The 20,289-nt window shown below is 34.7% G+C and carries 34 protein-coding genes and 1 pseudogene; 34 read left to right on the top strand and 1 reads right to left on the bottom strand.

Annotated features, from left to right (window positions below):
• The first annotated feature begins 12 nt into the window (after positions 1–12).
• The 7 genes from NSQ89_RS14690 (at position 13) to NSQ89_RS14660 (ending at position 4,621) form a co-directional block, all read left to right on the top strand.
• A complete protein-coding gene (locus tag NSQ89_RS14690) occupies positions 13–324 on the top strand; it encodes a hypothetical protein (RefSeq protein WP_341132836.1) in 312 nt (103 codons plus the stop codon).
• 43 nt (positions 325–367) lie between these two features.
• Positions 368–499 (top strand): hypothetical protein, encoded by a 132-nt coding sequence (locus tag NSQ89_RS14685; protein WP_268876342.1) that lies wholly within the window; start codon positions 368–370, stop codon positions 497–499.
• 48 nt (positions 500–547) lie between these two features.
• Positions 548–883: a hypothetical protein gene (locus tag NSQ89_RS14680; RefSeq protein WP_341132835.1), complete on the top strand. Its 336-nt coding sequence runs from the start codon at positions 548–550 to the stop codon at positions 881–883.
• Positions 884–954: 71 nt separating this feature from the next.
• The gene (locus tag NSQ89_RS14675; RefSeq protein ID WP_341132834.1) at positions 955–3,264 is read left to right on the top strand and encodes a phage/plasmid primase, P4 family; all 2,310 of its coding nucleotides are present in this window, start codon (positions 955–957) and stop codon (positions 3,262–3,264) included.
• Complete coding sequence (locus tag NSQ89_RS14670) at positions 3,264–3,683, top strand: hypothetical protein (protein WP_341132833.1); 420 nt, start codon at positions 3,264–3,266, stop codon at positions 3,681–3,683. The genes NSQ89_RS14675 and NSQ89_RS14670 overlap by 1 nt, the downstream gene beginning before the upstream one ends.
• Before the next feature lie 158 nt (positions 3,684–3,841).
• Positions 3,842–4,207: a hypothetical protein gene (locus NSQ89_RS14665; RefSeq protein WP_341132832.1), complete on the top strand. Its 366-nt coding sequence runs from the start codon at positions 3,842–3,844 to the stop codon at positions 4,205–4,207.
• A 123-nt stretch (positions 4,208–4,330) separates the two neighbouring features.
• The gene (locus NSQ89_RS14660; RefSeq protein WP_144580403.1) at positions 4,331–4,621 is read left to right on the top strand and encodes a hypothetical protein; all 291 of its coding nucleotides are present in this window, start codon (positions 4,331–4,333) and stop codon (positions 4,619–4,621) included.
• A 69-nt stretch (positions 4,622–4,690) separates the two neighbouring features.
• Here NSQ89_RS14660 and NSQ89_RS14655 read toward each other — a convergent pair whose 3' ends face one another.
• Positions 4,691–5,194 carry a hypothetical protein gene (locus tag NSQ89_RS14655; RefSeq protein ID WP_095323173.1) on the bottom strand — a complete coding sequence of 168 codons (504 nt, stop codon included), beginning with the start codon at positions 5,192–5,194 and terminating at the stop codon, positions 4,691–4,693.
• A 323-nt stretch (positions 5,195–5,517) separates the two neighbouring features.
• On the opposite strand from NSQ89_RS14655, the gene NSQ89_RS14650 reads away from it, so the two are divergent.
• From NSQ89_RS14650 to racE, 27 genes and pseudogenes are all read left to right on the top strand, one after another.
• Positions 5,518–5,703, top strand: coding sequence for a hypothetical protein (locus NSQ89_RS14650; RefSeq protein WP_341132831.1), 186 nt, complete (start codon positions 5,518–5,520; stop codon positions 5,701–5,703).
• A gap of 4 nt (positions 5,704–5,707) precedes the next feature.
• Positions 5,708–5,845 carry a hypothetical protein gene (locus NSQ89_RS14645; protein WP_176473374.1) on the top strand — a complete coding sequence of 46 codons (138 nt, stop codon included), beginning with the start codon at positions 5,708–5,710 and terminating at the stop codon, positions 5,843–5,845.
• Positions 5,836–5,976 (top strand): hypothetical protein, encoded by a 141-nt coding sequence (locus tag NSQ89_RS14640; RefSeq protein WP_341132830.1) that lies wholly within the window; start codon positions 5,836–5,838, stop codon positions 5,974–5,976. The genes NSQ89_RS14645 and NSQ89_RS14640 overlap by 10 nt, the downstream gene beginning before the upstream one ends.
• Before the next feature lie 17 nt (positions 5,977–5,993).
• Positions 5,994–6,155 carry a PTS ascorbate transporter subunit IIC gene (locus NSQ89_RS14635; RefSeq protein WP_095321061.1) on the top strand — a complete coding sequence of 54 codons (162 nt, stop codon included), beginning with the start codon at positions 5,994–5,996 and terminating at the stop codon, positions 6,153–6,155.
• A gap of 2 nt (positions 6,156–6,157) precedes the next feature.
• A complete protein-coding gene (locus NSQ89_RS14630; RefSeq protein ID WP_341132829.1) occupies positions 6,158–6,376 on the top strand; it encodes a hypothetical protein in 219 nt (72 codons plus the stop codon).
• 57 nt (positions 6,377–6,433) lie between these two features.
• Positions 6,434–6,634 (top strand): hypothetical protein, encoded by a 201-nt coding sequence (locus tag NSQ89_RS14625; RefSeq protein ID WP_095321062.1) that lies wholly within the window; start codon positions 6,434–6,436, stop codon positions 6,632–6,634.
• Positions 6,635–6,703: 69 nt separating this feature from the next.
• Positions 6,704–7,867 (top strand): hypothetical protein, encoded by a 1,164-nt coding sequence (locus tag NSQ89_RS14620; RefSeq protein ID WP_341132828.1) that lies wholly within the window; start codon positions 6,704–6,706, stop codon positions 7,865–7,867.
• Positions 7,868–7,889: 22 nt separating this feature from the next.
• Positions 7,890–9,614 (top strand): fibronectin type III domain-containing protein, encoded by a 1,725-nt coding sequence (locus NSQ89_RS14615; protein WP_341132827.1) that lies wholly within the window; start codon positions 7,890–7,892, stop codon positions 9,612–9,614.
• Positions 9,615–9,618: 4 nt separating this feature from the next.
• Complete coding sequence (locus tag NSQ89_RS14610) at positions 9,619–9,792, top strand: hypothetical protein (RefSeq protein WP_176473376.1); 174 nt, start codon at positions 9,619–9,621, stop codon at positions 9,790–9,792.
• Positions 9,792–10,241, top strand: a complete 450-nt coding sequence (locus NSQ89_RS14605) for a hypothetical protein (RefSeq protein WP_095321065.1) — start codon at positions 9,792–9,794, stop codon at positions 10,239–10,241. The genes NSQ89_RS14610 and NSQ89_RS14605 overlap by 1 nt, the downstream gene beginning before the upstream one ends.
• Positions 10,241–10,522 (top strand): hypothetical protein, encoded by a 282-nt coding sequence (locus tag NSQ89_RS14600; protein ID WP_095321066.1) that lies wholly within the window; start codon positions 10,241–10,243, stop codon positions 10,520–10,522. The genes NSQ89_RS14605 and NSQ89_RS14600 overlap by 1 nt, the downstream gene beginning before the upstream one ends.
• On the top strand, positions 10,513–10,656 hold the full coding sequence (locus NSQ89_RS14595; RefSeq protein ID WP_176473377.1) for a hypothetical protein: 144 nt from the start codon (positions 10,513–10,515) through the stop codon (positions 10,654–10,656). Before NSQ89_RS14600 ends, NSQ89_RS14595 begins: the two co-directional genes overlap by 10 nt.
• On the top strand, positions 10,653–11,033 hold the full coding sequence (locus tag NSQ89_RS14590) for a hypothetical protein (protein WP_341132826.1): 381 nt from the start codon (positions 10,653–10,655) through the stop codon (positions 11,031–11,033). Before NSQ89_RS14595 ends, NSQ89_RS14590 begins: the two co-directional genes overlap by 4 nt.
• Before the next feature lie 66 nt (positions 11,034–11,099).
• Positions 11,100–11,441 (top strand): hypothetical protein, encoded by a 342-nt coding sequence (locus tag NSQ89_RS14585; protein WP_095321068.1) that lies wholly within the window; start codon positions 11,100–11,102, stop codon positions 11,439–11,441.
• The gene (locus NSQ89_RS14580; protein ID WP_095321069.1) at positions 11,441–12,070 is read left to right on the top strand and encodes a zonular occludens toxin domain-containing protein; all 630 of its coding nucleotides are present in this window, start codon (positions 11,441–11,443) and stop codon (positions 12,068–12,070) included. The genes NSQ89_RS14585 and NSQ89_RS14580 overlap by 1 nt, the downstream gene beginning before the upstream one ends.
• Positions 12,067–12,429, top strand: a complete 363-nt coding sequence (locus tag NSQ89_RS14575; RefSeq protein WP_341132825.1) for a hypothetical protein — start codon at positions 12,067–12,069, stop codon at positions 12,427–12,429. Before NSQ89_RS14580 ends, NSQ89_RS14575 begins: the two co-directional genes overlap by 4 nt.
• Complete coding sequence (locus tag NSQ89_RS14570; RefSeq protein ID WP_341132824.1) at positions 12,429–13,112, top strand: lytic transglycosylase domain-containing protein; 684 nt, start codon at positions 12,429–12,431, stop codon at positions 13,110–13,112. The genes NSQ89_RS14575 and NSQ89_RS14570 overlap by 1 nt, the downstream gene beginning before the upstream one ends.
• Positions 13,109–13,498 (top strand): hypothetical protein, encoded by a 390-nt coding sequence (locus tag NSQ89_RS14565; RefSeq protein ID WP_341132823.1) that lies wholly within the window; start codon positions 13,109–13,111, stop codon positions 13,496–13,498. Before NSQ89_RS14570 ends, NSQ89_RS14565 begins: the two co-directional genes overlap by 4 nt.
• Positions 13,491–13,751: a hypothetical protein gene (locus NSQ89_RS14560; protein WP_341132822.1), complete on the top strand. Its 261-nt coding sequence runs from the start codon at positions 13,491–13,493 to the stop codon at positions 13,749–13,751. The genes NSQ89_RS14565 and NSQ89_RS14560 overlap by 8 nt, the downstream gene beginning before the upstream one ends.
• A gap of 252 nt (positions 13,752–14,003) precedes the next feature.
• Positions 14,004–15,041: a S8 family peptidase gene (locus NSQ89_RS14555; protein ID WP_341132821.1), complete on the top strand. Its 1,038-nt coding sequence runs from the start codon at positions 14,004–14,006 to the stop codon at positions 15,039–15,041.
• Between the two features lie 17 nt (positions 15,042–15,058).
• Entirely contained in the window at positions 15,059–16,006 is a 948-nt protein-coding gene (locus NSQ89_RS14550; RefSeq protein WP_341132820.1) for an SAR2788 family putative toxin, read from the top strand.
• A gap of 14 nt (positions 16,007–16,020) precedes the next feature.
• Complete coding sequence (locus tag NSQ89_RS14545; protein WP_341132819.1) at positions 16,021–16,476, top strand: stage III sporulation protein AH; 456 nt, start codon at positions 16,021–16,023, stop codon at positions 16,474–16,476.
• A gap of 125 nt (positions 16,477–16,601) precedes the next feature.
• Positions 16,602–17,003 (top strand): hypothetical protein, encoded by a 402-nt coding sequence (locus tag NSQ89_RS14540; protein ID WP_341132818.1) that lies wholly within the window; start codon positions 16,602–16,604, stop codon positions 17,001–17,003.
• 60 nt (positions 17,004–17,063) lie between these two features.
• Positions 17,064–18,545 carry a recombinase family protein gene (locus NSQ89_RS14535; RefSeq protein ID WP_341132817.1) on the top strand — a complete coding sequence of 494 codons (1,482 nt, stop codon included), beginning with the start codon at positions 17,064–17,066 and terminating at the stop codon, positions 18,543–18,545.
• A gap of 54 nt (positions 18,546–18,599) precedes the next feature.
• Positions 18,600–18,686, top strand: a pseudogene (gerE, locus tag NSQ89_RS14530) (spore germination transcription factor GerE); the annotation flags it as partial.
• Between the two features lie 248 nt (positions 18,687–18,934).
• The gene (locus tag NSQ89_RS14525; RefSeq protein ID WP_047943546.1) at positions 18,935–19,393 is read left to right on the top strand and encodes a MarR family winged helix-turn-helix transcriptional regulator; all 459 of its coding nucleotides are present in this window, start codon (positions 18,935–18,937) and stop codon (positions 19,391–19,393) included.
• Between the two features lie 9 nt (positions 19,394–19,402).
• Positions 19,403–20,200: a glutamate racemase gene (racE, locus tag NSQ89_RS14520; protein WP_047943547.1), complete on the top strand. Its 798-nt coding sequence runs from the start codon at positions 19,403–19,405 to the stop codon at positions 20,198–20,200.
• Positions 20,201–20,289: the final 89 nt, after the last annotated feature.

Genomic DNA, 20,289 nt, shown 5'->3' with positions numbered 1-20,289 from the left:
GGAGGAACCAAAATGTCGAACCAAATTCCAGTTCATTTAGCTAAAGATCGCTACTGGTTATCATTAATCCATTTATTTAAAAACCATTCAAAGTTAAATCAAATGTTTACCACTAAGTACTTTGATATGGATGCAGAAATCATTAAGATCCAATCGCTAAAAAGAAAAAGTGCTGCTTGGTCTAATTCGGAAAAGATCATGTTGAATTTAGCGCTCTATCTGTTTAATGAACGTAATAAGTTCGATTTATCTGATCTTGATTATTTAGACAGCAATAATAAAAAGTTAGCATTTGAAGCAATTCGTATTCGGTTTTATGGTTAGTCCATCTGTCCCACATGCATAGGATTCATTAGAGGTGATCAATATGAAAAAAAGCAAGCCATGTCCATTGAAATTGGGCAAAGAAACATACGGAAAACAGAATATCGAAGAAGCGTTTCGAAAAGCTCTAGAACCTTATTTTAAGAAGGATGATAAAAAGCTTTCTATTTCATAAAATCCTCTAATTAAACATACCACTAAGAAGGAGTTGTATTTTGTCGAAATGTGCCAACAATCTCAATTAATTGTCGAAGAAGAGAATCTAAAAACAAATGTATTTAAAACCGTGTTCTATTTGTTTGAAGCTGTCTGTGAGGAAGATTATGAAACAGTAGATTTAGAGCTAGAAGATTTGAATGCAGCAGTTAAGAGATTAAGAGAGTTTCAAGTGAAAAAAGAAAGGAGTCAACAGCTCGCAGATCTTGTGAAAGCCATGCAAGAAAGGGGAATTAAAATCGATTTTGCTAAGCGAGCTTTCTTTTTGAAAAATAGTGAGAAAAATGCCGTTGAAAAAAGTCGGTTTGTACCAAATTTAGACAGAAAGAAACAGCAAGCCTAGTAAGCTTACTGCATCAGAGAAAAAAGTTGTAGCTTTATTGTATCAAAAATTAATTTGAAAGGAAAGAGTCGATGCTTGCAACAGAAACAAAAAGAAAAGAAACGGTCGATCTCACTCGGCTGTTTCCTTCTTCTACTATAAAAGTTATTAAGCTATTAGGATATTCATACAACAATAAAGAAAGTGATCAAGCAAAGCGTTATAACAAAGCAAAGCGACCTTTTACAAATGGATGGCAACAGATGGACAAGCCAGGCATTTCCAGACAAGAAGAAAATAACTGGTTAAAGCAAGGTGGATGGACAGGCTTAGTTATTCCAAAAGGCTACATAGTCGTGGATATCGATAATCCAAAGGAAGGCGAAATGCTTTATAAAGCCTTGCTGCATGACCAATTAAGCTTTCATGCGATTAAAACGGTGCGTGGCTATCAGTTTTTCTTTAAAGATAACAAAAGAGTAAGAAGACAGAATGCAACCGTGCTAATGGCTTGTGGCTGTGTAGGGGATTATCGCTTAGCAGAAAAGGGACAAGTTGTACTGCCTTCCTCCAATACGAAAGGAAGGCAGTGGGTTCATTTAGTAAATGGTCCATTATCGGAAATGCCAATTTACTTTGATCAATTAAAAAACTTGAACAAAGAAGCACGCCCTTTTCCAGTACCAATGATGGAGGGTGGCAGGAATAACGCTTTATACAAACATGCTTGTCGGTTAGTAGAGTTTGGTTATGATCCAGATGCCATTCACGAGATTACAAGCTTTACAAACAAGTATTTATTCCAGCCTTCCTTAGATCATAGAGAATATATGGCGACATACAAAAGTGCAGTTAGCAAAGTGGCGAGTGGAAAGATTTATGGATCTCCACCTAGTCCACCAGTGCAAACCAATCAGCAGCCAGAACAAGAGCCGAAATTTAATTTGACCGAAATGGGAAATGCAGAAAGATTAGTGCACCGTAATGGGGTGAATTTGCGATACTGCATGGAATTTGAATCATGGATGATATGGAATGGTCGCACGTGGAAAGAAGATTATAAAAGGCAAATCGAGCGAATAGCCATAAAGACTTTTCGTGAAATGTATGGAGAAGCAGCGCAAGAAGATGAAGACAGCAGAAGAAGCGAGCTAGTCAAATGGGCGAAAACAAGTGAAAGAAGTTCCGTTTTCCTCAACAGTATAAATCGAGCAGAAGCGATGCTGCCGATATCACAAGACGATCTAAACAAAGATAAATACTTGTTGAATTGCTCCAATGGCTATATTGATTTAAAAACAGGACAACTTCATAGCCATGACCGAAAGCTATTCATGACAAAAAATACAAATATCACTTTTGATCGGAATGCGGAATGTCCAATATGGATACAGTTTTTAGAAAGTGTATTTACCGAAAAGGGAGAAGTGCAACACGAGGTTATCGACTTCCTCCAAAAATCGATTGGGTATGCTCTTACAGGAGATACAAGTGAACAAGTGGTGTTCTTCCTATGGGGAACAGGAAGAAATGGAAAATCCACTTTTATTAATACAGTGAAAACACTATTTGGCGATTATGCCAAGCAAACAAATAGTGAGACATTCACCACGAAATATAATGACTCTGGCATTAATAATGATGTTGCTAGATTAGTAGGCAGCCGTTTTGTATCGGCTGTAGAAAGTGAAGATGGACAGCGATTAAGTGAATCGCTCATTAAACAGTTAACAGGTGGAGAGCCTGTAACAGCGAGATTTTTACGAAAAGAATTTTTTGAGTTCTTACCACAATTTAAGATATTTTTTACTACGAATTATAAACCAGTCATCAAGGGTGACGACGAAGGGATTTGGAGACGGATACGATTAGTGCCGTTTAATGTGACGATTCCAAAAGAAAACATTGATAAACACCTGCCAGAGAAGCTACATGCAGAACTTCCTGGGATATTAAGATGGGCAGTAGAAGGCTGCTTAAAATGGCAAAGAGAAGGCTTAGGAGAGCCCACAACCATAAAGAATGCAACAGATGCCTATAAGGATGAAATGGACTTATTAAGCAATTTCATAAACGATGCTTGTGTCGTTCATCCAGAAGCCAAGATCAAATTGAATGATCTTTATAAGGAGTATTTGGCTTACTGTGAAGAAAATAGTGAAACTCCATTGAAGAAAGTAAAGTTTTCTAACCGATTAGTAATGCGAGGTATTGAGAAGAAGAAGAGTACTGGTAACCAGACTTTCTTTTTTGGAATTGGTCTTATATCCAATCATAGTTACTTAGTTACCTCCAGTTACTCAAATTCCGGTAATTCTCCTATAAGGGAAAATATTGAGGAAAACGGGAAAACAAGTAACTTGAAAGTAACTAGTAACTCTGTCATTGAGGAGGATAATTAATGATAAATAACCTTCTTAATATCATGTATGACTTAAATATAGAAATAATAGAAAAAAATAACAAAATAAAACTAATCTATCAAAATTATATCGATGAAAAACTAAAAGCACAAATAAAAGAATACAAGATTGAGATACTACAACAATTAAAAGAAAATGCAGCAGCTAAAGAGATAGGCTTTCTTGTCTATCAACATGGATTATTTTACGAATATCGCTATGGAAGGGGAGCCTTTCTTTTCATAGAACGCCATCTAAATGGTCGAGCAACAGCTTGGAGGGAAAACCATCGAGAAGACCAAAAAGGGGCGTATAAGACGAAAATAATCATTCAGAATGTACCGTTTGAAAGAGCCTTTAAAGAAGCAACAGGATTTATAGAATGGCTGCGGAAACGGCAAGGAAAGAGAGTGGGGTGAGAACGTGACAATAGGAAAGCTTAGAACATGGCTGTATCGCATTGCAAAGGTGTTAGGCGATATCAATGCTATAAAACGTGGAAGAGTGAAGCAACGCATGAAGAATCGCTTCATTGGAAAGATCATATGGAGATTTTTTAGATAGGAGGAAGAGCCATATGGTATATTTACCGACTTATTTGGTTTCAATTATTCCCTTTGAATACTTGTTAGCAGCGTTTGACTTGTTTGTGATTGGAGCTGTGTACTTTTACGTAAGCTTTATGACGAGGAAGCAAAAAGGTAATGGATGGATTGCCAAGGTATTAGGGAGACTGAAAAAATATCATCTTCATACAATTACTTTGTTAATCTTCGCTTATTTTGCATTAAGCGGAATAGTTTTCCAGTTAGGGAATCTAATTGCCAGTAATCACATTACGTATTTACAAAAGATTGTCATGATAAATTTATCATTTATAGTAATCGGTGTTCTTTTCATTTTAATATTTTTTGATAAGATTCGGTTGTTTAGGGAGGAATAAGCATGGAACAAAAAAATAATCTTGTTTATCAGCAAGATGCTGTTATTGTGTATAGGAAAGAATCGCTGAAATCGGGCAAAGTAAGAGTTTGCACATTTAAAAACAGTAGAAAGAAGGGGTAGAATGGCGTATTTGAGCCAGGTAAAGGCAAATGGACATCAATATATATATTTGACTGAATATTGTGGTAATAATGATTATAGCATGAAACTAGAGCGCCATATTTTTGCTTTTGGTAATGCGAAGTTGGTGCTAGAGAAAATGTATAGTTGGTTGAAGGACTTCGAAAATAGTTTTCCAGTTGAGCTGAAAGAACTTGGTTATGGTAAAGAAGAACTTAAAAGCTGGATAAAAACATTAGAAACAGGAAGGACCAAACGAGGGAAAAAGTTTAAGTATAATAACGCTGGTTAGGATGGAAAGGGTGCGGTAATTTAATATAAATATATATTTTATTATGCACCCAGGTTTTTAACTTATGATTCAAAAATTGTTCAAGGATTCTCTGTATTTGTCATATAAATGATCATACCCACTTTTAACTAAAGCTATTAATATTATTGCTAGTGGAAAGTAATAATTCATAAGATTATATAATTCGTAAGATATAGCAAAAAGAAAAAGCCAGATACTTAGAAATATTCCAATATCACCATGATAAGAAATTTTTTGGTTGTTAACAAAAGGAATAAAACGAATAAATACAATAAGGATGCCACTGAAAAAAAATGCGATTACTAAAAACCATAAGAAGGGCATCCATTTATCAATTTTACTCATTATCATTTCATTAATATTTAGAATTTCTACAGGCATTTTTTTTTCGAAGTAGGAAGTACTAATTGGTAATAATTGGAGGAGTTTGAAAGCTACATTAAGCATAAGGTAATACAGAAAAACAAGCCAAACATATTGAGGGTAAGTATAAATGTTCAACTTACTAATTTGGTTAGAAACTACTTTTGTTACTTCATTACTTAGATCCATAGGAAAGCCCCCCCTTTATTAGAATATATCGGATAAAGGAGGAAATTCTTTAATATTTTGGGATACAAACAAACATTCTACAGTAGTATAGTGAGAATCAAGAAGAGCAAATAAAATATCGTTGCAGTCTTACAAGGTGCGCCAACACTTTGTAAGGATCACTAGGTATTGGAGTACCGAGCAACCGATTTCTCACTACAACGATACTGTCATTATAGTATTGATAGTTTCGTATGTAAATAGAAAAAGGGATAGGTATGTCTTTCACTTAGTGAAACATGTACCTATCCCTTTTTGCTTTTCATTGAAAGGTTGGTGTGCTTATGAATGAGGGTTCGTCAAGCGTTGTTATTAATTCACCTATAGATCCACGTGAAATGACTGTTTTTGAAACAGAAAAGGGAGTCATTCATATCATTCATGAAGTTACACTGGGAGATTTGCTAGTATCCACTTTGTTAGCTGCACTACTTATTTTTGTAGTGATTAGCAAGATCATAAGGAGGTAAACGCATGTTTGACATGGTTTCATTTACTCCAAAAGCAATTGTCATTGTATATGTCATTTTCATGGGGGCGTGTGTATTAACTTATCCAATTGTAGAGCTGCTGATTAATGCGGTATCAAGGGGTGCTAACAAATGGAAATAGGCGGGCTAATGGCTTATGTATTTAAAGTCTTCTTAGGCAATCCCGACATTATGGTCAGCCTAATCACATGGACTGTTTTAATTACTTTATATCAAACGGTATTGGAGGTAAACAAGAAATTGAAACAGTAGAAGGGAGAAGGGAAGCTTTGAATCTTAGTGGTGTTTGGGATTGGAGTTTTTACTGGGATAGCTTCGGCTACATTCTTAAAACTGTTGCGAATTTCTTAATGGTTATTGTTGCAATTATTGCGGTTGGTATGCTTCTAAACGTTGTAATTAACGCAATTAGAAATGGGAAGAAAACCTAGTTATGAACAATATTCCTAAAATCGAATTTTTTACAAAGGCAAGACTAGAAGAATTTTGGGGTTATGTGTGGATGTTAATTTCCACAGCAAGTCCGGGTTTAATGCTCGTGATTGCTGTTATTTCAGTAGGTATGCTTTTATCTATTGTTATCGTAAGTTTTAAAAAGTCATCCAAAGATACGGAAGACGAGGAAAAAGATTACGAAATTAGGCATTATTAATAACACTGGCGAAAGCTAGTTTTATAACAAAAACAAACATATTGGAGGAATTTTACTATGAATTTAGCATTAGGCGCAGCAATCGACTTTTCAGGAATTGAATTACCGTTTTCAGTAGGTGACTTAATCGGTAGTGGATCAGCACTATTAATGTGGATTGGTTCTTTCGTACTTCTAGGTCTAGCGTTCGCATTTGCTCCGAAATTAGTTGGAATTATTGTTAACTCATTTAAGAAAGCAGCAGGAGGAACTAAGTAAGTTCTAAAGTAAAAAAGGGGGTAGTTATTCTACTTCCTTTTTTTAATAAGAAAAGGGTGAAGTTTATTAATGTATAAAAAGTTTAGTCTTATGGCTTTTTTGCTTATTGTTCTATCCTTTCCAACCTTTGCACATGCAGCAACATTGAATTATGAATATTTTGGAACGGCAACTGGTACAGCGTCGGGATTCTTGAATCTGAATACTAACAAATTTGACCCAGACGAACATTTCACAGATGTAACAGTTGTAGGGGAAGGAAAAGGGAGAGTTGAATTTTACACAGTTGTGAATGGAACGATTGATTCAAGTAATCCAGTCGCTTCTGGTTCAGTTCCGGGAACAGTACAAGGAGCAAGAGGGGCGCAATGGTTCAAGATATTTTCAGAGGACGGAAAAGAGTTGCACGCTACTATTGCACATTCCACCGCCCCACACGCTGAAACGATTATATTCGGCAACGGAGGATACCCAGACGGTTCAAGCGGGGGAGAAGATAGTGGAAGTGGTGGTGGCGGAGGAGATCAAACCTGTACCATTTCCAACCCATGCGCTGTATTTCAATGTCCAGCTTGGGACGATTATATGGGAAAAGTCGATCAAATAATCGATAAAATACCAAAGCCTCCAAACTGGCAAAATGTATCAGAAATTTTTAGGGATACAATAGCGCCAAGAATAAAAAGCGATATGTCTGATTTACTAGGGAAAGCACCTTCTTTACCTAGTGTTCCGTCAATGCCTAGTGGTGTAGATGATCGAGGGATAAAAGCGCCAGAAGGAAAAGATGGTATAGGAAATTCTGGTTTTGATAGTGATGATATTAAAAATGGAGCGCCAAAAATTCCAGTGCGAGAAGACCCAACAGACGGATTTATTATAAAAGACCCTGTAGCTGAGATAAAAGACCCGCCAAAATTAATACCGAAAGAGCCAGAGAACAAAGCGCCAGTTCCAGAAGAACCAGAGAATAAAGCGCCAATGCCAAAAGATGACGGAGCAAAAGCGCCGATACCAGAACAAGAGGACGTATCTCCACCAACACCAAGTGATGAAGAGGTAAACGCATCTGTTCCAGATCAAGGAAGTGTTTCTCCACCTACGCCAAAAGATAGCGGAGCAAATGCGCCTATACCTAGTGATGACGGATTTAAAGTACCTATCCCTAGTGCGGAAGAAGGTTCTTTCCCTATTCCTAGCGGCGGGGATATGAAAGTTCCTATACCGAAGTAGTTCAGAAAGGAGGTGGAAAAACTTGTTTAAAAAATTAGTTTTAATATGTGGGTTAGTATTTATAGCATTGCCTTTAAATAGTGTGTTTGCAGCAGAAGTTAAGCTTTCGTTAGGAAGTCATTTTATTAATGATGGCTCTACTTTAAATTTAAGTGGTAAAAATTTTGAACATGCATTTGATTCTAACACAACTATAGATAAGAAAAGCTTTGTAAATTTGTCTAACAGTAATAGCGATAATATATCTTTAAAATTTGTTGAGCCAATAACGATAACATCCTTTTCTAATATCGCCACAGGTACAAATTCTGCAAGAATGGACTTGCGATTTAATTTTTATAACAGTAGTGGAGATTTGTTGCTAAGTCATACAGGAAGAAGTTATAAAGGGGAACGGTTATACGATGTGGATAGAGTTGTAATAACTAACCCTCAATCTATACTTGCATTAGTTTATGATATTTCATTCTATGGAAGTGGAGAAATAAACTACAATGAAATATCGAATTTATCCGTCCAATTTGAAAATAAACGAAATGTTTTGCTGTCATGGAAGAATCCGATTAACTCTTATTTTGTCGGAACAAAGTTATACCGAAATGGCGATCTATTAGCAAGCCTAGATAAAGATACTTCTTCTTATAAAGATGAAAACTTAGCGTATTCAAGTTATAACGAATACCGAATAGTGTCGGTCTATAATGATGGGGTTGAAACAAACGGAGTTGTTAAAAATGTTGAAATTGATAGCGAACCACGAGCAGCCAAAGACATTTTAGAACTGAAAGCAAAAGCGAAATATAACGAAGTAGACTTATCGTGGTTGAAACCAAAAGACGAAAAACTTAAACATGTAAACATATACAGAGATAAATCAGAAACGGAAGAAACATCTTTTAAAAAAATATTTGAAACCAACGGAACAACTTTTAAAGATTTTACAGTCGAGCCAGAGACGATTTATCAATATAAATTAACTACAACGTCCACAGATAACATGGAAAGTGAAGGGGTAGAAAAAACTGTAAAAACACCAGCAGAGCCGCCACCAGTTTTAAAAGATGGAACGGTAGAAGAAGAAGTGAACGGAGATTATAAATTTACATGGAGTGAACCGACAAACGGAATGGTTCGAATTTTGGTAGGTGGCAAAGAGTACGCAACCGTCAAAGCAGCTGAAAAACAAATAATCATCCCAAAAAGCGACATGAAATATACCCGTTTAGGCGATCCGGATATACAAGCCATACCTATTTCAGAAAGTGGACTGGAAGGAGGTAAAACAAGACCATCAACAGGAATTTCAGATATGGATCTTCCATTTGGTGTGGGGGATTTAATTAAAACGGGTTCGGGGTTATTGTGGTGGATCGCTCCTTTCGTTTTGCTAGGATTATCTTTTCTTCTTGTTCCAAGATTACGGAAATTAATCGTTAACGCAGTTAAAGGGAAAAAGAAAGATGATATACCAGAAACGGAACGGAGAACGAAAACAGAGGGTAACGAAATAGAAAATAAGGTATCTGATAGACCGATTAGAGAACCGAGAGAAATAAAGGTTCGGGAACGTCAATTGACGATAGCAGAGAACAGAAGGGAGAGAACATTGAAAGAGCATAGATTTAATCGGGCGATTAGAGAGCCGAGAGAACCTAAACATTTTTTTAATAGAGTAAGAGTACCAAGAGAAGGCAGACAATCAGAAAGAGCGTCAAGGATACCAAGAGAATTAAGAAAAGGGAGGTAGCTAAATGGAAAGCGAATTGTTACAAGGTTTGATAGAGATAATTTTTAAAGGAAACCTTCTCTATCTATCTCCTATTCTTTTTATCTTAATGATTATTGTTTTTGCAGATCATTTTATCGAATTAATCGGAAAGGCTTTAAACTCCGGGAACAGTAACGGTCGTAGAGGTCACTATTAATGGGGATCATTGGGGACGCATTCGGGAAATTATTCACACTTATATGGCAAGGGATAACGTGGATTGGTTCGTTTTTAAAAACGCTATTCCAAGGGTTAGTAGATATAATAATAGGATTTTTCGAAGTCATTTATGCGTTGATCGATGGGTTACTATATTTTCTTTATATGATTGGTGTTTTAGCTGTAAAGCTTTTCCTTGTCATATTTAATGCAGCTAAATTGTTATGGTCGCTTATAGTTGGTTTCGGTAACACTTTGGCTAGTCTAAGTTATAGTCCGAGATCAAGCAGCGGTAACGGATATAGTGATATTTTAGGACGTTTATTTAGAAGTTTAGATGTTTTGCAACTAGATGTTGTAGCTTATATATTGTTGTTTTGTTTGTGGTTTACAACAGCAATTTTAGCTATAAAACTAATTAGTTCTATAAGAGTAGGTGGAGATTAATGGATATTAAAAATACGATACATACTTTTATCGATAAGATATTTCAGCCGCCTATCTCCTTTCTTGATTTAGCAATAGAGAAACTAAATAGCGTAAATATGGTAATCGCTCAAGGGTTAAACATAGGAAAATATTTTTCTGTTTTTGGTGATATGCCGAACTCATGGCAGCTAGTAATAAGCAGTATTTTAATATCAACCGTTTTTCTAGGTTCGTTATTATTATTTAGATCATTAATGCGGATGTATTACGGAGTGAAAGAGGGTGTTAAGTGGTGGTAGAAGCGTTTGTATATATGTACTTTGTTGGATTTGGTACAAGCTTAGGGATTGCAACGGTAGCATGGATTGGCTGGAAAGTATTTAATCGTCAAAAATCAAAAACTAATAAACGAAAAGGAGTAATTGCAAGATGAGTTTTTTCACAAAAAAGGAAGAAGATGATTTCGCATTTGAAACAAGAGATATATTAATTGTTTTTGATGATGAACAAAAAACATCAGATATATGTACCATTTCGCATATCGATCATGAAAGTGTCATTGTAGCAGGAAAATATAAAGTTCCTATTTTGGATTGTGTAGTAACAACTGGATTAGATGGGCGCAACTATTTTTATAATGCGCCCACTCAATCCATTGTAGAAACGAAAAGATTAGCAGATCTAGAAAGAAGTATGGTTTTAGAACAAATAACAAGTTATCGTCCACCTGCTATTCCGGGAAGTTTGGATTGGGTGAAAGTGATTTTAGCTATTTTGCTATTTATAGCAATCATTGGATTAATGTTTTAAAAAAGAGCGTTGGAGAAACGCTCTACAACGAAATTAAATTTGTTTTTATGGGGAGTTGGTCACTAAATGTCACAGAGCAACGCAGAGAAATTGCAATCGGCTATATCGGATGATTTATTTCCAACGGTGCAGCACGTTTCAGATGTAAAGCAAGTATTAGAAGAAATGAAAAGTACGGCTCAAGAATTAAGGGAGCCACAGATAAAAGCATTGTTACTTTTAAAATCAATGGGAGAAAACAAATACCTTCATCCAGACGGTAATCCCTATAAAAAAATAGTGGAATTCATTATGGAAGGAAAAGTACATGTAGCTTCCCCAGATTATTATTTAGATGCCATTGAAGCATTGATACCAAAACCGCCTAAACCAATTATCATGGCAGAGAAAGGAGCGATTAAGAAGTAATGGCACATCATTTTGTAATACAAGGACCTTTAGGATCTGGAAAGACATTTTTAGCTTCTACGTTAGCGCATTGGTGGAAGCTAAAGACGGAAAGAAATGGCGGACATGTGGAATTGTTTTCTAATTATGATCTATTTGACAGTAGACCGATGACACACTTCACCGATTGGTATGAAGTAGCGAAAGCACAAGGGAGTATATGTGTTTGGGATGAAGCGTATCTTGCTTTTTCTAATCGTAAATGGACAAAGTATGGTCAAGGAATACTAACTGATGTCTTAATGCTTACAAGGAAAATGAAATCTGTCCAATTTTATTGTACACCTTCTATTAATTTTGTAGATTCAAGAGTTAGACAGATAGCAGAAGTATTAATTACAGCTAGAAAAATAGGGGATAAAGGCTTCTCTTATTACTTTCAGGACTTTCAAACTGGTGAATTCATGATGAAACAATTTCTTCCGATGTGGAAGGCAAAGAGAATAATGAATTGTAAATTATATGATACAGAAAACATGGTGCAATACTTTCCCGTTCCCCAGAATGAGCGAGAAGGAGAGAAATTCTTTGCAGAGCTAGAAAGAATCCATGATGAAGCACGGGGAAAACAAAGGAGGTTAGTAATTTGAATTTAAGCTTAGAAAATTTCTCATTAATCCCTTTTGATTATAAAAGGAAAGATCCACGAGGTTTGCTTTACTTATATCCTAACTCTTTAAATATTGTGGCATATGCACGTAAAATGCAGCAGTTCTCCTATTATCAGTCATTGGAAGTGGCAGAAACGTTGGCAAAAAGACAGGGATTCATTTTATTACCATGGTCATGTATTCATTGGAAACGAGCCAAAAAGCTTGGTAATGACCGAAAAATTAAGATTGGAAGAAACTCTTTCTTTTTAATAAAAATTGATGAATTGACGGATAAAGAAGAAAGAAAGCTTCTATATTATGTAGAAGAATTGCAGCAGGGAGATCAAACGGGATAATGAGTAAGTTACCTATTATTCTATTGCTGACATTATTATTGTCTTTCTTTAGTCAGATGAATATAGATGCTGCTACTTATACCGAATTAGAGAATGAAGTAAATCAAATAAAAGTGGAAAAGAAGGAAGTAAAACAGACATTAAAGACAGTAGGAGAGTCACAAGAGTTAGTTAATCAATATAGCAAACTAGTAGCAAAAGAAAATGCTTATAAACGAGCCATTGAATATTTAATGAGAGATATCAAAGAATTTAATTCGGAATATACAGATGTTTATATGGCAGTTTCAAAGGGAGAATTGCCGGCTAGTTATCTACCTATCTATAAAGCAGCTGGAGAAAAGTATGGAGTGGATTGGACGGTTTTAGCTGCCATTCATTCCATTGAAACAAGTTTTTCAACCAGTAGATCAATGGTTAGTTACGCAGGGGCAATTGGTCCGATGCAATTTATGCCAGCAACCTTTTCTGCATATGGAGTTGACGGCAATGGAGATGGACGAAAAGATCCTTGGAATTTAGAAGATGCGGTTTTTTCGGCAGCTAATTATCTTGCAGCCAATGGATTTTCTCAAGATAAAAGAAAGGCAATTTGGCATTATAACCATGCAGATTGGTATGTAAATAAGGTATTGGGAACAGCGATGTCATATTCTATAAAAGAGTACGAGGTGAAAAAATGAATCTTATTTTAACTGGAACAGAAACAGAAGTATTAACCGTTCACTTGCATGTTATGAGGAAGAATATAAAAACGGTTCTTAAACGGAATTATGGACATTGGGAAGGAAAAAGACTGTTAAAGGTGTATGACAAAATTAAAGATGAGTTGAAGGATAAGCTGGAATTTTTAGAAGCAGAGAAGGAGTACCATTTTGTATTTAATAGAGAGGAGCTGGAGTTACTTCATTCTTTTTTAATTGTTTTTTTTAATAAACTAAATGAGGAAATGAAATCTAAAATTAAAAATAATGTAGATAGAGAGAAAGCGAAAGAAAATATGCAGCTCGCTCAACTGGAGGAAGTCCAGAAAAAAGTAAATGAATTGGTAGGCGAATTAGTTGGTTAATTATCTTTCACCTACTGACTTGATGGCAGCAAGACTCATGGATGATACGACTGCCGTTAAATCATACAACGCTCAAATACTTAAAAAGGTACAAGCTTTATTCGCAAAGAGAAAAATTGATAGATATGAGTATGTTCACCTTGTAAATATACTCACTTGTAATGAATTAAAGATAGAAAACATGGTAGAAAGGATTAATCACATTATAGATGGGACAGAACTACGCTCTAGTGGTATTGATATGAAAATTTAATATAGGAGTTGGAAGATAGATGAAATGAGAGTGAATATATACTTAATATCCTGATAGATAATAAAAAACTATATCTGCTTCTCTAAAATAGATATTAGTTTGAATTTACGTTGGGTATTATTGGTCTAAGAATCTCAGTTGTTATTCAAAAAAGGACAAATTGAACTAAGAAAAGCATTCATTGAAAGGTGTCTTTTTAGTTCGATTTGTCTTTTTAGATAAAAAAAGTCGAAAAAAGTCGAAAAAATCAACTTGAAAACTTACAAAAAATTCAAATATAATAAAAAGTGTTCTCTGAAGGGTACAAATTATGGAGGTGATAAAATTAAAAAAGTTTTATTAATTATTCTTTCTATCTTAGTAATTTTGGGTTGCTATATAATACTAGAGTTTAAGAATAATATTAAATTAGTAGATTTTAATAAAGTGAAGTTGGAGGATAGTAACCTTGAAAAAGGAGCTCCACAAATTGAAACTTGGGGAATTATTAGTTTAGGTATAGAGAAATACAGAAAAGAAGGACCGACAGAAAAAATTAAAGTTGCAATTTTAGATAGTGGTATCAATAAACAGCATGAGGACCTAATTAATACAGTATCAAAAGAATATAATGCAATAGAACCAGGTAAACCGGTTGAGGACGATTTTGGACATGGCACAGTTATTGCAGGTGTTATAGCTGCTCAGGATAATGATTACGGAATAGTAGGAATAGCACCAAATGTAGATCTTTATTCTGTAAAAATACTAGATGATAAAGGAGCAGGTAGTATTGAAGCATTAAATAGAGGAATTCAATGGTGTATTGATAATAAAGTGCAAATTATTAATTTAAGTTTTGGTACATCTGAGAATAATACTCAATTGCAGAATTCGATTAAAAAAGCTATCAATGCTAACATTCTTGTTGTAGCTGCAAGTGGTAATAAGTTTGGATTAGAACCTGATTATCCTGCAAAGTATGAAGATGTTTTTTCAGTAACAGCAGTTAATAACAATTATAAAGTTAAACCAAGATACTCGGCAACTGGTAAGGTTGATTATTCTTTACCAGGAATTTCTGTTTTATCAACATCTAAAGATGGAGGATATGCTAAGTATAGTGGAACTTCAATAGCTTCTGCTCATTTGACTGGAATACTAGCATTAATATTAGAAAATCATATTATGTTTAATATTGACTTAAATGAAGATAACTTAAGACAAAAAATTATAGATATTCTAAAAGATTACTCTATTGATTTAGGTGAGAAATCTATCTATGGGAATGGTTTTATAAAACTTTCATAATGAATGGAGTGTATAAATTGAAATTACTTTTATTAAAAAAAATAACTTCACTATTAATAGTTTTAGCTTTGATAGTTGGGTTAGTTCCAAACACTGTAACTTATGCAGCTGATAATTTGGATACTGATGAGCTTGAAGATGAATTAATCACGCAAATTTCTGAAATTACCGACGATGTCGAAATTGAAAATACTAGTGATTCTATGAATGTAAATACAGAAATTTCATTTGATGATGAACAGTTCGATTTAAGTGAAGAAGAGATTGGTGAAGATTTTTCAAACGAAGATGTAAATGTAGAACCTTTTACAGTAACTAATGCAAACGTTACTCTATCAATAAATATAGAAACAAACGAAATTAAGGTCATTTCAAAAGAACTTGATGCAGATGGCAATGAACAAATAAATGAATATAGTATTGATACAGAAAATGCTGTAGCTGGAGAAACTTTAGAAGCAACATTTACTGATTTAGAGACAGGAGAAAAATATGATGTGAACTCAGAAGAACTTAAAGCATCTTTTGTATGGTTTGCTATTCCAATCGGTGTAGTAATTGGAGAAGCACTATTAGCTCATTTAATTTCAATTGGCTTAGCTGCAACTATCTCAGGTGTGACATATATAGCTATTTCAGAGTTTCTAAAAAAAGACAGATCCAAAAAATATAATCATTATATGGTCCATCTAGACAATAAAAAGAAATTTTTAGGAGTTGGAAATGGTATATCAGCGACTAAAGCAGCTAGTCGTCTTAAATCAGGACTTAGTACATGGTCAACATCTAAATCTAATGCTCAATCTGTTGCAAAGAAGGGTAGTCCAATTGGTAAAGCACTGGGGCCAGAAATAGATAAAAATAAATCTGGTAAACTTTATCACTATCATCCTATTAAGGGTTATAAAAATGGTAAATCTGTTAGAATTGAAGGAGCACATGCTTTTTATGGCTCACCACAATAAATTAGGAGAAGAAAATGATTACAATTACAAAAAATCCTAAAAAAAAGACTTATAAAGATTTAATAGAATTAGCTTTTAAATTTTGTGATAGCTTTCATTTGGTTATTAGAAAAGATATGGGAACAATTGAGGATTATAATCAGATTTTACAAAGATTAGAGAGCTCTTTGATAGAAATGAAGGAAGAATCTGAATGGGCTAGTACTATTCTTGGAGATGGACAAACAGCATACGTTTATTATTATAATACCGATGACAATGCGAAAAAAGTAGTTTTAGAATCCTCGAATAATTTATTCGGATGGGAACATCCTGATCTACCAGAGGATTTATCTTTTTTTAAGAATAATAAAGAGTGGTTAGTAACAATTAGTCATGAAAAAGAAGCATTTATTTATAATAGTGACAAATCGGAATTAGATCAGATTAATGCTATTAAAGGTCTTAAACTTCTACACGAAAATGATTAACATTTGTTTAACGCAATAATAAAGAGCCAGTTGAGAGTAAACTGGTTCTCTTTTTTATTTACTACGTTATAATTAAAGTTATAAATTTACTTAACTTAATAAAGATTAAGAAAGGATTTGATAATATGACAACCCACTACTTTATTTCAACAATTAGACCTATTCCAGAGTTTCATGAACCAGATAATAATCATCCCTTTATTAGTGGAGAAGCTTATAAAGAAGATTTACCTTTCAACTTACCGTATGTCTATGAAGTAGGAAGTGATGAAGTTGAACTCATATTATTTTTAGATGAATTTATGCTACTTGGAGATATCGTGGAATACTATGTTTATGAAGAGGGGCGTAATGGAATACCACTTTCAGAAAACTTTCCAAATGAGAGTAGGACTATAAATCTTCTGAAAAAGACCTATAAAGATGAATATGGGGAATACAAATTAGATACAAAAAAATGGAAGGATGAACTTTCAAGAAAAATTATTGGTTCTAAAAGAAGTATAACAACTTTTATTAAAATCTAATATAAAATTGACCATTTCTAGAAAAGTTGGCTCTCACACTAATTTATAAGAGGTGATTAAATGCAACATAGTGTGAAATATGCTATTTACGTCCGTGTCTCTACGGACCGTGACGAACAAGTTTCTTCCGTAGAAAACCAAATAGATATATGCCGCAACTGGCTAGAACGAAACGGATATGAATGGAACGAAGAAAGTGTATTTAAAGACGAAGGCATTTCCGGAACTGTCTTCCTAGATCGCCCAGCAATCCAATTATTATTAGATAAAACTAAAAAAGGCGAGGTTGAAATGATTGTATTTAAATCCATTTCACGTTTGGCCAGGGATCTAAAGGATAGTTTGGAAATAAGGGAAACTCTTCTTGCACATAATGTCCGTGTTATCTCCATCGAAGAAGGATTTGACAGCTTTAAAGTAGGCAAAAATGACATGGTTTTTGAACTATGGAGCCTATTTGCTGCTCAATACTCTAGAACTCTATCAAGCTCCATTTCTGCTGCTCTAGCAGCTAAAGTAAGACGTGGGGAACATATTGGGAAAATTCCCTTTGGCTACGATCGAATTGATCAAAAGCTGGTTATCAATGAGGAAGAAGCAAAGGTTGTTAGGCAAATGTTCCACTGGTATAACGTCGATAAATGGGGATTTAAGCGTATTACAAAAGAGTTGAATGATTTAGGTTTAAAACCGAAACAAAAGGATAAATGGCAAGTTACATCTGTTCAGAGAATCCTCCAAAATCCAATTTATCATGGAAAGTTTATTCTCAACCAATACACAACAGTTAAAGTTGGTGGAAGAAAGAAGCAAATTAGAAATCCAGAAGAGAAATGGATGATTTTCGAAAATCATCATCCACCGATAGTGACCACTAATCAATTTGAAAAAGCCAACAGTAAAGACTTCAAAAGCAGAAAAACTAAATTAACTCCTTGGAATGAATTTCGAGATATTCTAAAATGTGCTCATTGTGGTTCTAACATGGTCATCATGCAGAGCTATAAAAAGAAAAAAGATGGAACCCGTATTGAATGGAAATACTTAAAGTGCAGTAAGTATAGAAGATATGGAGCACATGGCTGCGTTAATCATGCACCGATTCGCTATGAACAATTTCGAGAGTTTATTTTACGTGTATTAATAGAAAAAGGGGAAAGTATTCGCCTTAATTTTGATACAGAATATAAAAAGAAACAGCTGGAAGATACGCGTAGCATTGAAAATAAAATTGTTCGTTTAGAGCAGCAAAAGAAAGATGTATTAGATCTCTACTTAAATGATCGTTTAATTTCCAAGGCAGAATTTAAAGTGAAAAGAGACGAACTCGATAAACAAATTTCTAAGTTAAATGATAAGCTTTTCTTACTAACACAGGATGAGAGCACATCCATTAATATAGAAACAATTAGGCAAGCATTTAAGCAGCTAGAAAACGAAGATAGTGATTTGCATTATGCTTTTCAGCAGTTATTGGAATCTATGGAGATCAGCCAGGATGGAACACTCGATATTAGATATAGTTTTGAACAGATGACATAATTCCTTTTATATCAAGGGTAATACTCATGTAGTTTTTACTTGCAATAGGTATGCATTTCGAATGCTATGCAGAAGCTGGGCGTGAAGGGGCGTTCACAGGCTGTTGTAGAACTCCTTAGAATGGGAGAACTAGAACTATAATAAAGAAGATGATCATGTATAAGCAGGCAGGAAATTCCACTCCTTACCCCGCTTATATGGGTCATCTTCTTTTTAATGTGAATAAGTAGTGGAATCATGGCTTTATTCGGCAATTTTTACATGGACATTAACTTTTCACCTTATACATTTACGAGGGGAGAATTGTAGATTATAATTAAAGGTACTGATTTATAGAAAATTGTCGGATATTCATTATATTTGTAAATTTATATATGGGAGTTGTAATCATGATGACTGAAGAGAAAGATGTAAAGGAATACTTAGAGAATATAGCTACAATCGAAAAGGATATGCGCTACATATCTGGTATTATCAAACAAAAGGGGAGAGAGATTTTAAGTAATTATACGATGACTCCTCCTCAATTTGTGGCCTTACAATGGCTATTTGAAGAAGGAGATATGACGATTGGGGAATTATCTAATAAAATGTTCCTTGCGTTTAGTACTACGACAGATTTAGTTGATCGAATGGAAAAAAATCAGTTAGTCCAAAGAGTGAAGGATCCCAATGATCGACGTGTGGTTCGTATTCATATGCTAGAAGAAGGAAAAAGATTAATTGACGAAGTTATCAAGAAGCGTCAGGGCTATCTTCAAGAGGTATTAAATGAGTACTCAACGAAAGATATTGAAGAATTAAAGAAAAATTTTATGCGGTTACATCAAGTAATGCGAGAAAAATGAGGCGGTTTTTTGGAAAGAGCAATAGGGGTTATAGATTCTGGGGTTGGTGGATTAACAGTTGCAAAGGAGATAATGCGCCAGCTTCCTTTTGAAAATATCGTTTACTTAGGGGATACGGCAAGATGTCCATATGGCCCAAGAACGGGAGAAGAAGTGAAGAAATTTACTTGGGAAATGACTAGGTTCCTGTTGAAGAAAAATATAAAGATGCTTGTGATTGCCTGTAATACAGCTACTGCGGTCGCACTAGAGGAGATACGCGAACAGCTATCTATTCCGGTGATTGGCGTAATCGTTCCAGGTGCACGGACAGCAATAAAGGTAACGAAAAATAATTATATAGGCATGATTGGAACAATAGGTACTGTTCGAAGTCGGGCATATGAAACAGCACTAAAGAAGATTAATAATCGAGTTAGAACAGTTAGTTTAGCATGCCCGAAATTTGTCCCTTTAGTGGAGAGCGGCGAATATGATGGACCAGTCGCAAGGAAAATTGTGAAAGAAACGCTGTGGCCATTAAAGAATAAAGAGATAGATACTCTAATTCTTGGCTGTACCCATTATCCTTTGTTAGCAAAAGTTATACAGGAAGAGATGGGAAAAAAGGTTAAGGTAATTAGTTCTGGAGCAGAAACTGCCCGCGAAGTTAGTACTATTCTCAACCATCATGATGAACTTGCTTCTGAAGAGAATCAAGTAGAACATTATTTTTATACAACTGGATCAAAAGAGATGTTTGCCCGCATCGCGTCCAATTGGCTGAATCAAGAAATACATGCTGTTGAAACAGTTAAATTAACATAATAAGGAAGACTGCCTTCTGTCTCCATTACATCATGTTTAGACGATTTTCTATCTAGACATTTTGCAATGAAAATAGGGAGACAGTCTTT

This window comes from Niallia sp. FSL R7-0648 (genome assembly GCF_038007005.1).
GTDB classification, from domain to species: Bacteria; Bacillota; Bacilli; order Bacillales; family Cytobacillaceae; genus Niallia; species Niallia circulans.
The sequence above is the reverse complement of the archived record's forward strand: the minus strand, read 5'-3'. Positions and strand labels throughout refer to the sequence as shown.

Coding starts and splice junctions, on each gene's coding strand:
- NSQ89_RS14690 (WP_341132836.1), top strand. CDS start 13: ATGTCGAACCAAATTCCAGTTCATTTAGCTAAAGATCGCTACTGGTTA.
- NSQ89_RS14685 (WP_268876342.1), top strand. CDS start 368: ATGAAAAAAAGCAAGCCATGTCCATTGAAATTGGGCAAAGAAACATAC.
- NSQ89_RS14680 (WP_341132835.1), top strand. CDS start 548: ATGTGCCAACAATCTCAATTAATTGTCGAAGAAGAGAATCTAAAAACA.
- NSQ89_RS14675 (WP_341132834.1), top strand. CDS start 955: ATGCTTGCAACAGAAACAAAAAGAAAAGAAACGGTCGATCTCACTCGG.
- NSQ89_RS14670 (WP_341132833.1), top strand. CDS start 3,264: ATGATAAATAACCTTCTTAATATCATGTATGACTTAAATATAGAAATA.
- NSQ89_RS14665 (WP_341132832.1), top strand. CDS start 3,842: ATGGTATATTTACCGACTTATTTGGTTTCAATTATTCCCTTTGAATAC.
- NSQ89_RS14660 (WP_144580403.1), top strand. CDS start 4,331: ATGGCGTATTTGAGCCAGGTAAAGGCAAATGGACATCAATATATATAT.
- NSQ89_RS14655 (WP_095323173.1), bottom strand. CDS start 5,194: ATGGATCTAAGTAATGAAGTAACAAAAGTAGTTTCTAACCAAATTAGT.
- NSQ89_RS14650 (WP_341132831.1), top strand. CDS start 5,518: ATGAATGAGGGTTCGTCAAGCGTTGTTATTAATTCACCTATAGATCCA.
- NSQ89_RS14645 (WP_176473374.1), top strand. CDS start 5,708: ATGTTTGACATGGTTTCATTTACTCCAAAAGCAATTGTCATTGTATAT.
- NSQ89_RS14640 (WP_341132830.1), top strand. CDS start 5,836: ATGGAAATAGGCGGGCTAATGGCTTATGTATTTAAAGTCTTCTTAGGC.
- NSQ89_RS14630 (WP_341132829.1), top strand. CDS start 6,158: ATGAACAATATTCCTAAAATCGAATTTTTTACAAAGGCAAGACTAGAA.
- NSQ89_RS14625 (WP_095321062.1), top strand. CDS start 6,434: ATGAATTTAGCATTAGGCGCAGCAATCGACTTTTCAGGAATTGAATTA.
- NSQ89_RS14620 (WP_341132828.1), top strand. CDS start 6,704: ATGTATAAAAAGTTTAGTCTTATGGCTTTTTTGCTTATTGTTCTATCC.
- NSQ89_RS14610 (WP_176473376.1), top strand. CDS start 9,619: ATGGAAAGCGAATTGTTACAAGGTTTGATAGAGATAATTTTTAAAGGA.
- NSQ89_RS14605 (WP_095321065.1), top strand. CDS start 9,792: ATGGGGATCATTGGGGACGCATTCGGGAAATTATTCACACTTATATGG.
- NSQ89_RS14600 (WP_095321066.1), top strand. CDS start 10,241: ATGGATATTAAAAATACGATACATACTTTTATCGATAAGATATTTCAG.
- NSQ89_RS14590 (WP_341132826.1), top strand. CDS start 10,653: ATGAGTTTTTTCACAAAAAAGGAAGAAGATGATTTCGCATTTGAAACA.
- NSQ89_RS14585 (WP_095321068.1), top strand. CDS start 11,100: ATGTCACAGAGCAACGCAGAGAAATTGCAATCGGCTATATCGGATGAT.
- NSQ89_RS14580 (WP_095321069.1), top strand. CDS start 11,441: ATGGCACATCATTTTGTAATACAAGGACCTTTAGGATCTGGAAAGACA.
- NSQ89_RS14570 (WP_341132824.1), top strand. CDS start 12,429: ATGAGTAAGTTACCTATTATTCTATTGCTGACATTATTATTGTCTTTC.
- NSQ89_RS14565 (WP_341132823.1), top strand. CDS start 13,109: ATGAATCTTATTTTAACTGGAACAGAAACAGAAGTATTAACCGTTCAC.
- NSQ89_RS14545 (WP_341132819.1), top strand. CDS start 16,021: ATGATTACAATTACAAAAAATCCTAAAAAAAAGACTTATAAAGATTTA.
- NSQ89_RS14540 (WP_341132818.1), top strand. CDS start 16,602: ATGACAACCCACTACTTTATTTCAACAATTAGACCTATTCCAGAGTTT.
- NSQ89_RS14535 (WP_341132817.1), top strand. CDS start 17,064: ATGCAACATAGTGTGAAATATGCTATTTACGTCCGTGTCTCTACGGAC.
- NSQ89_RS14525 (WP_047943546.1), top strand. CDS start 18,935: ATGATGACTGAAGAGAAAGATGTAAAGGAATACTTAGAGAATATAGCT.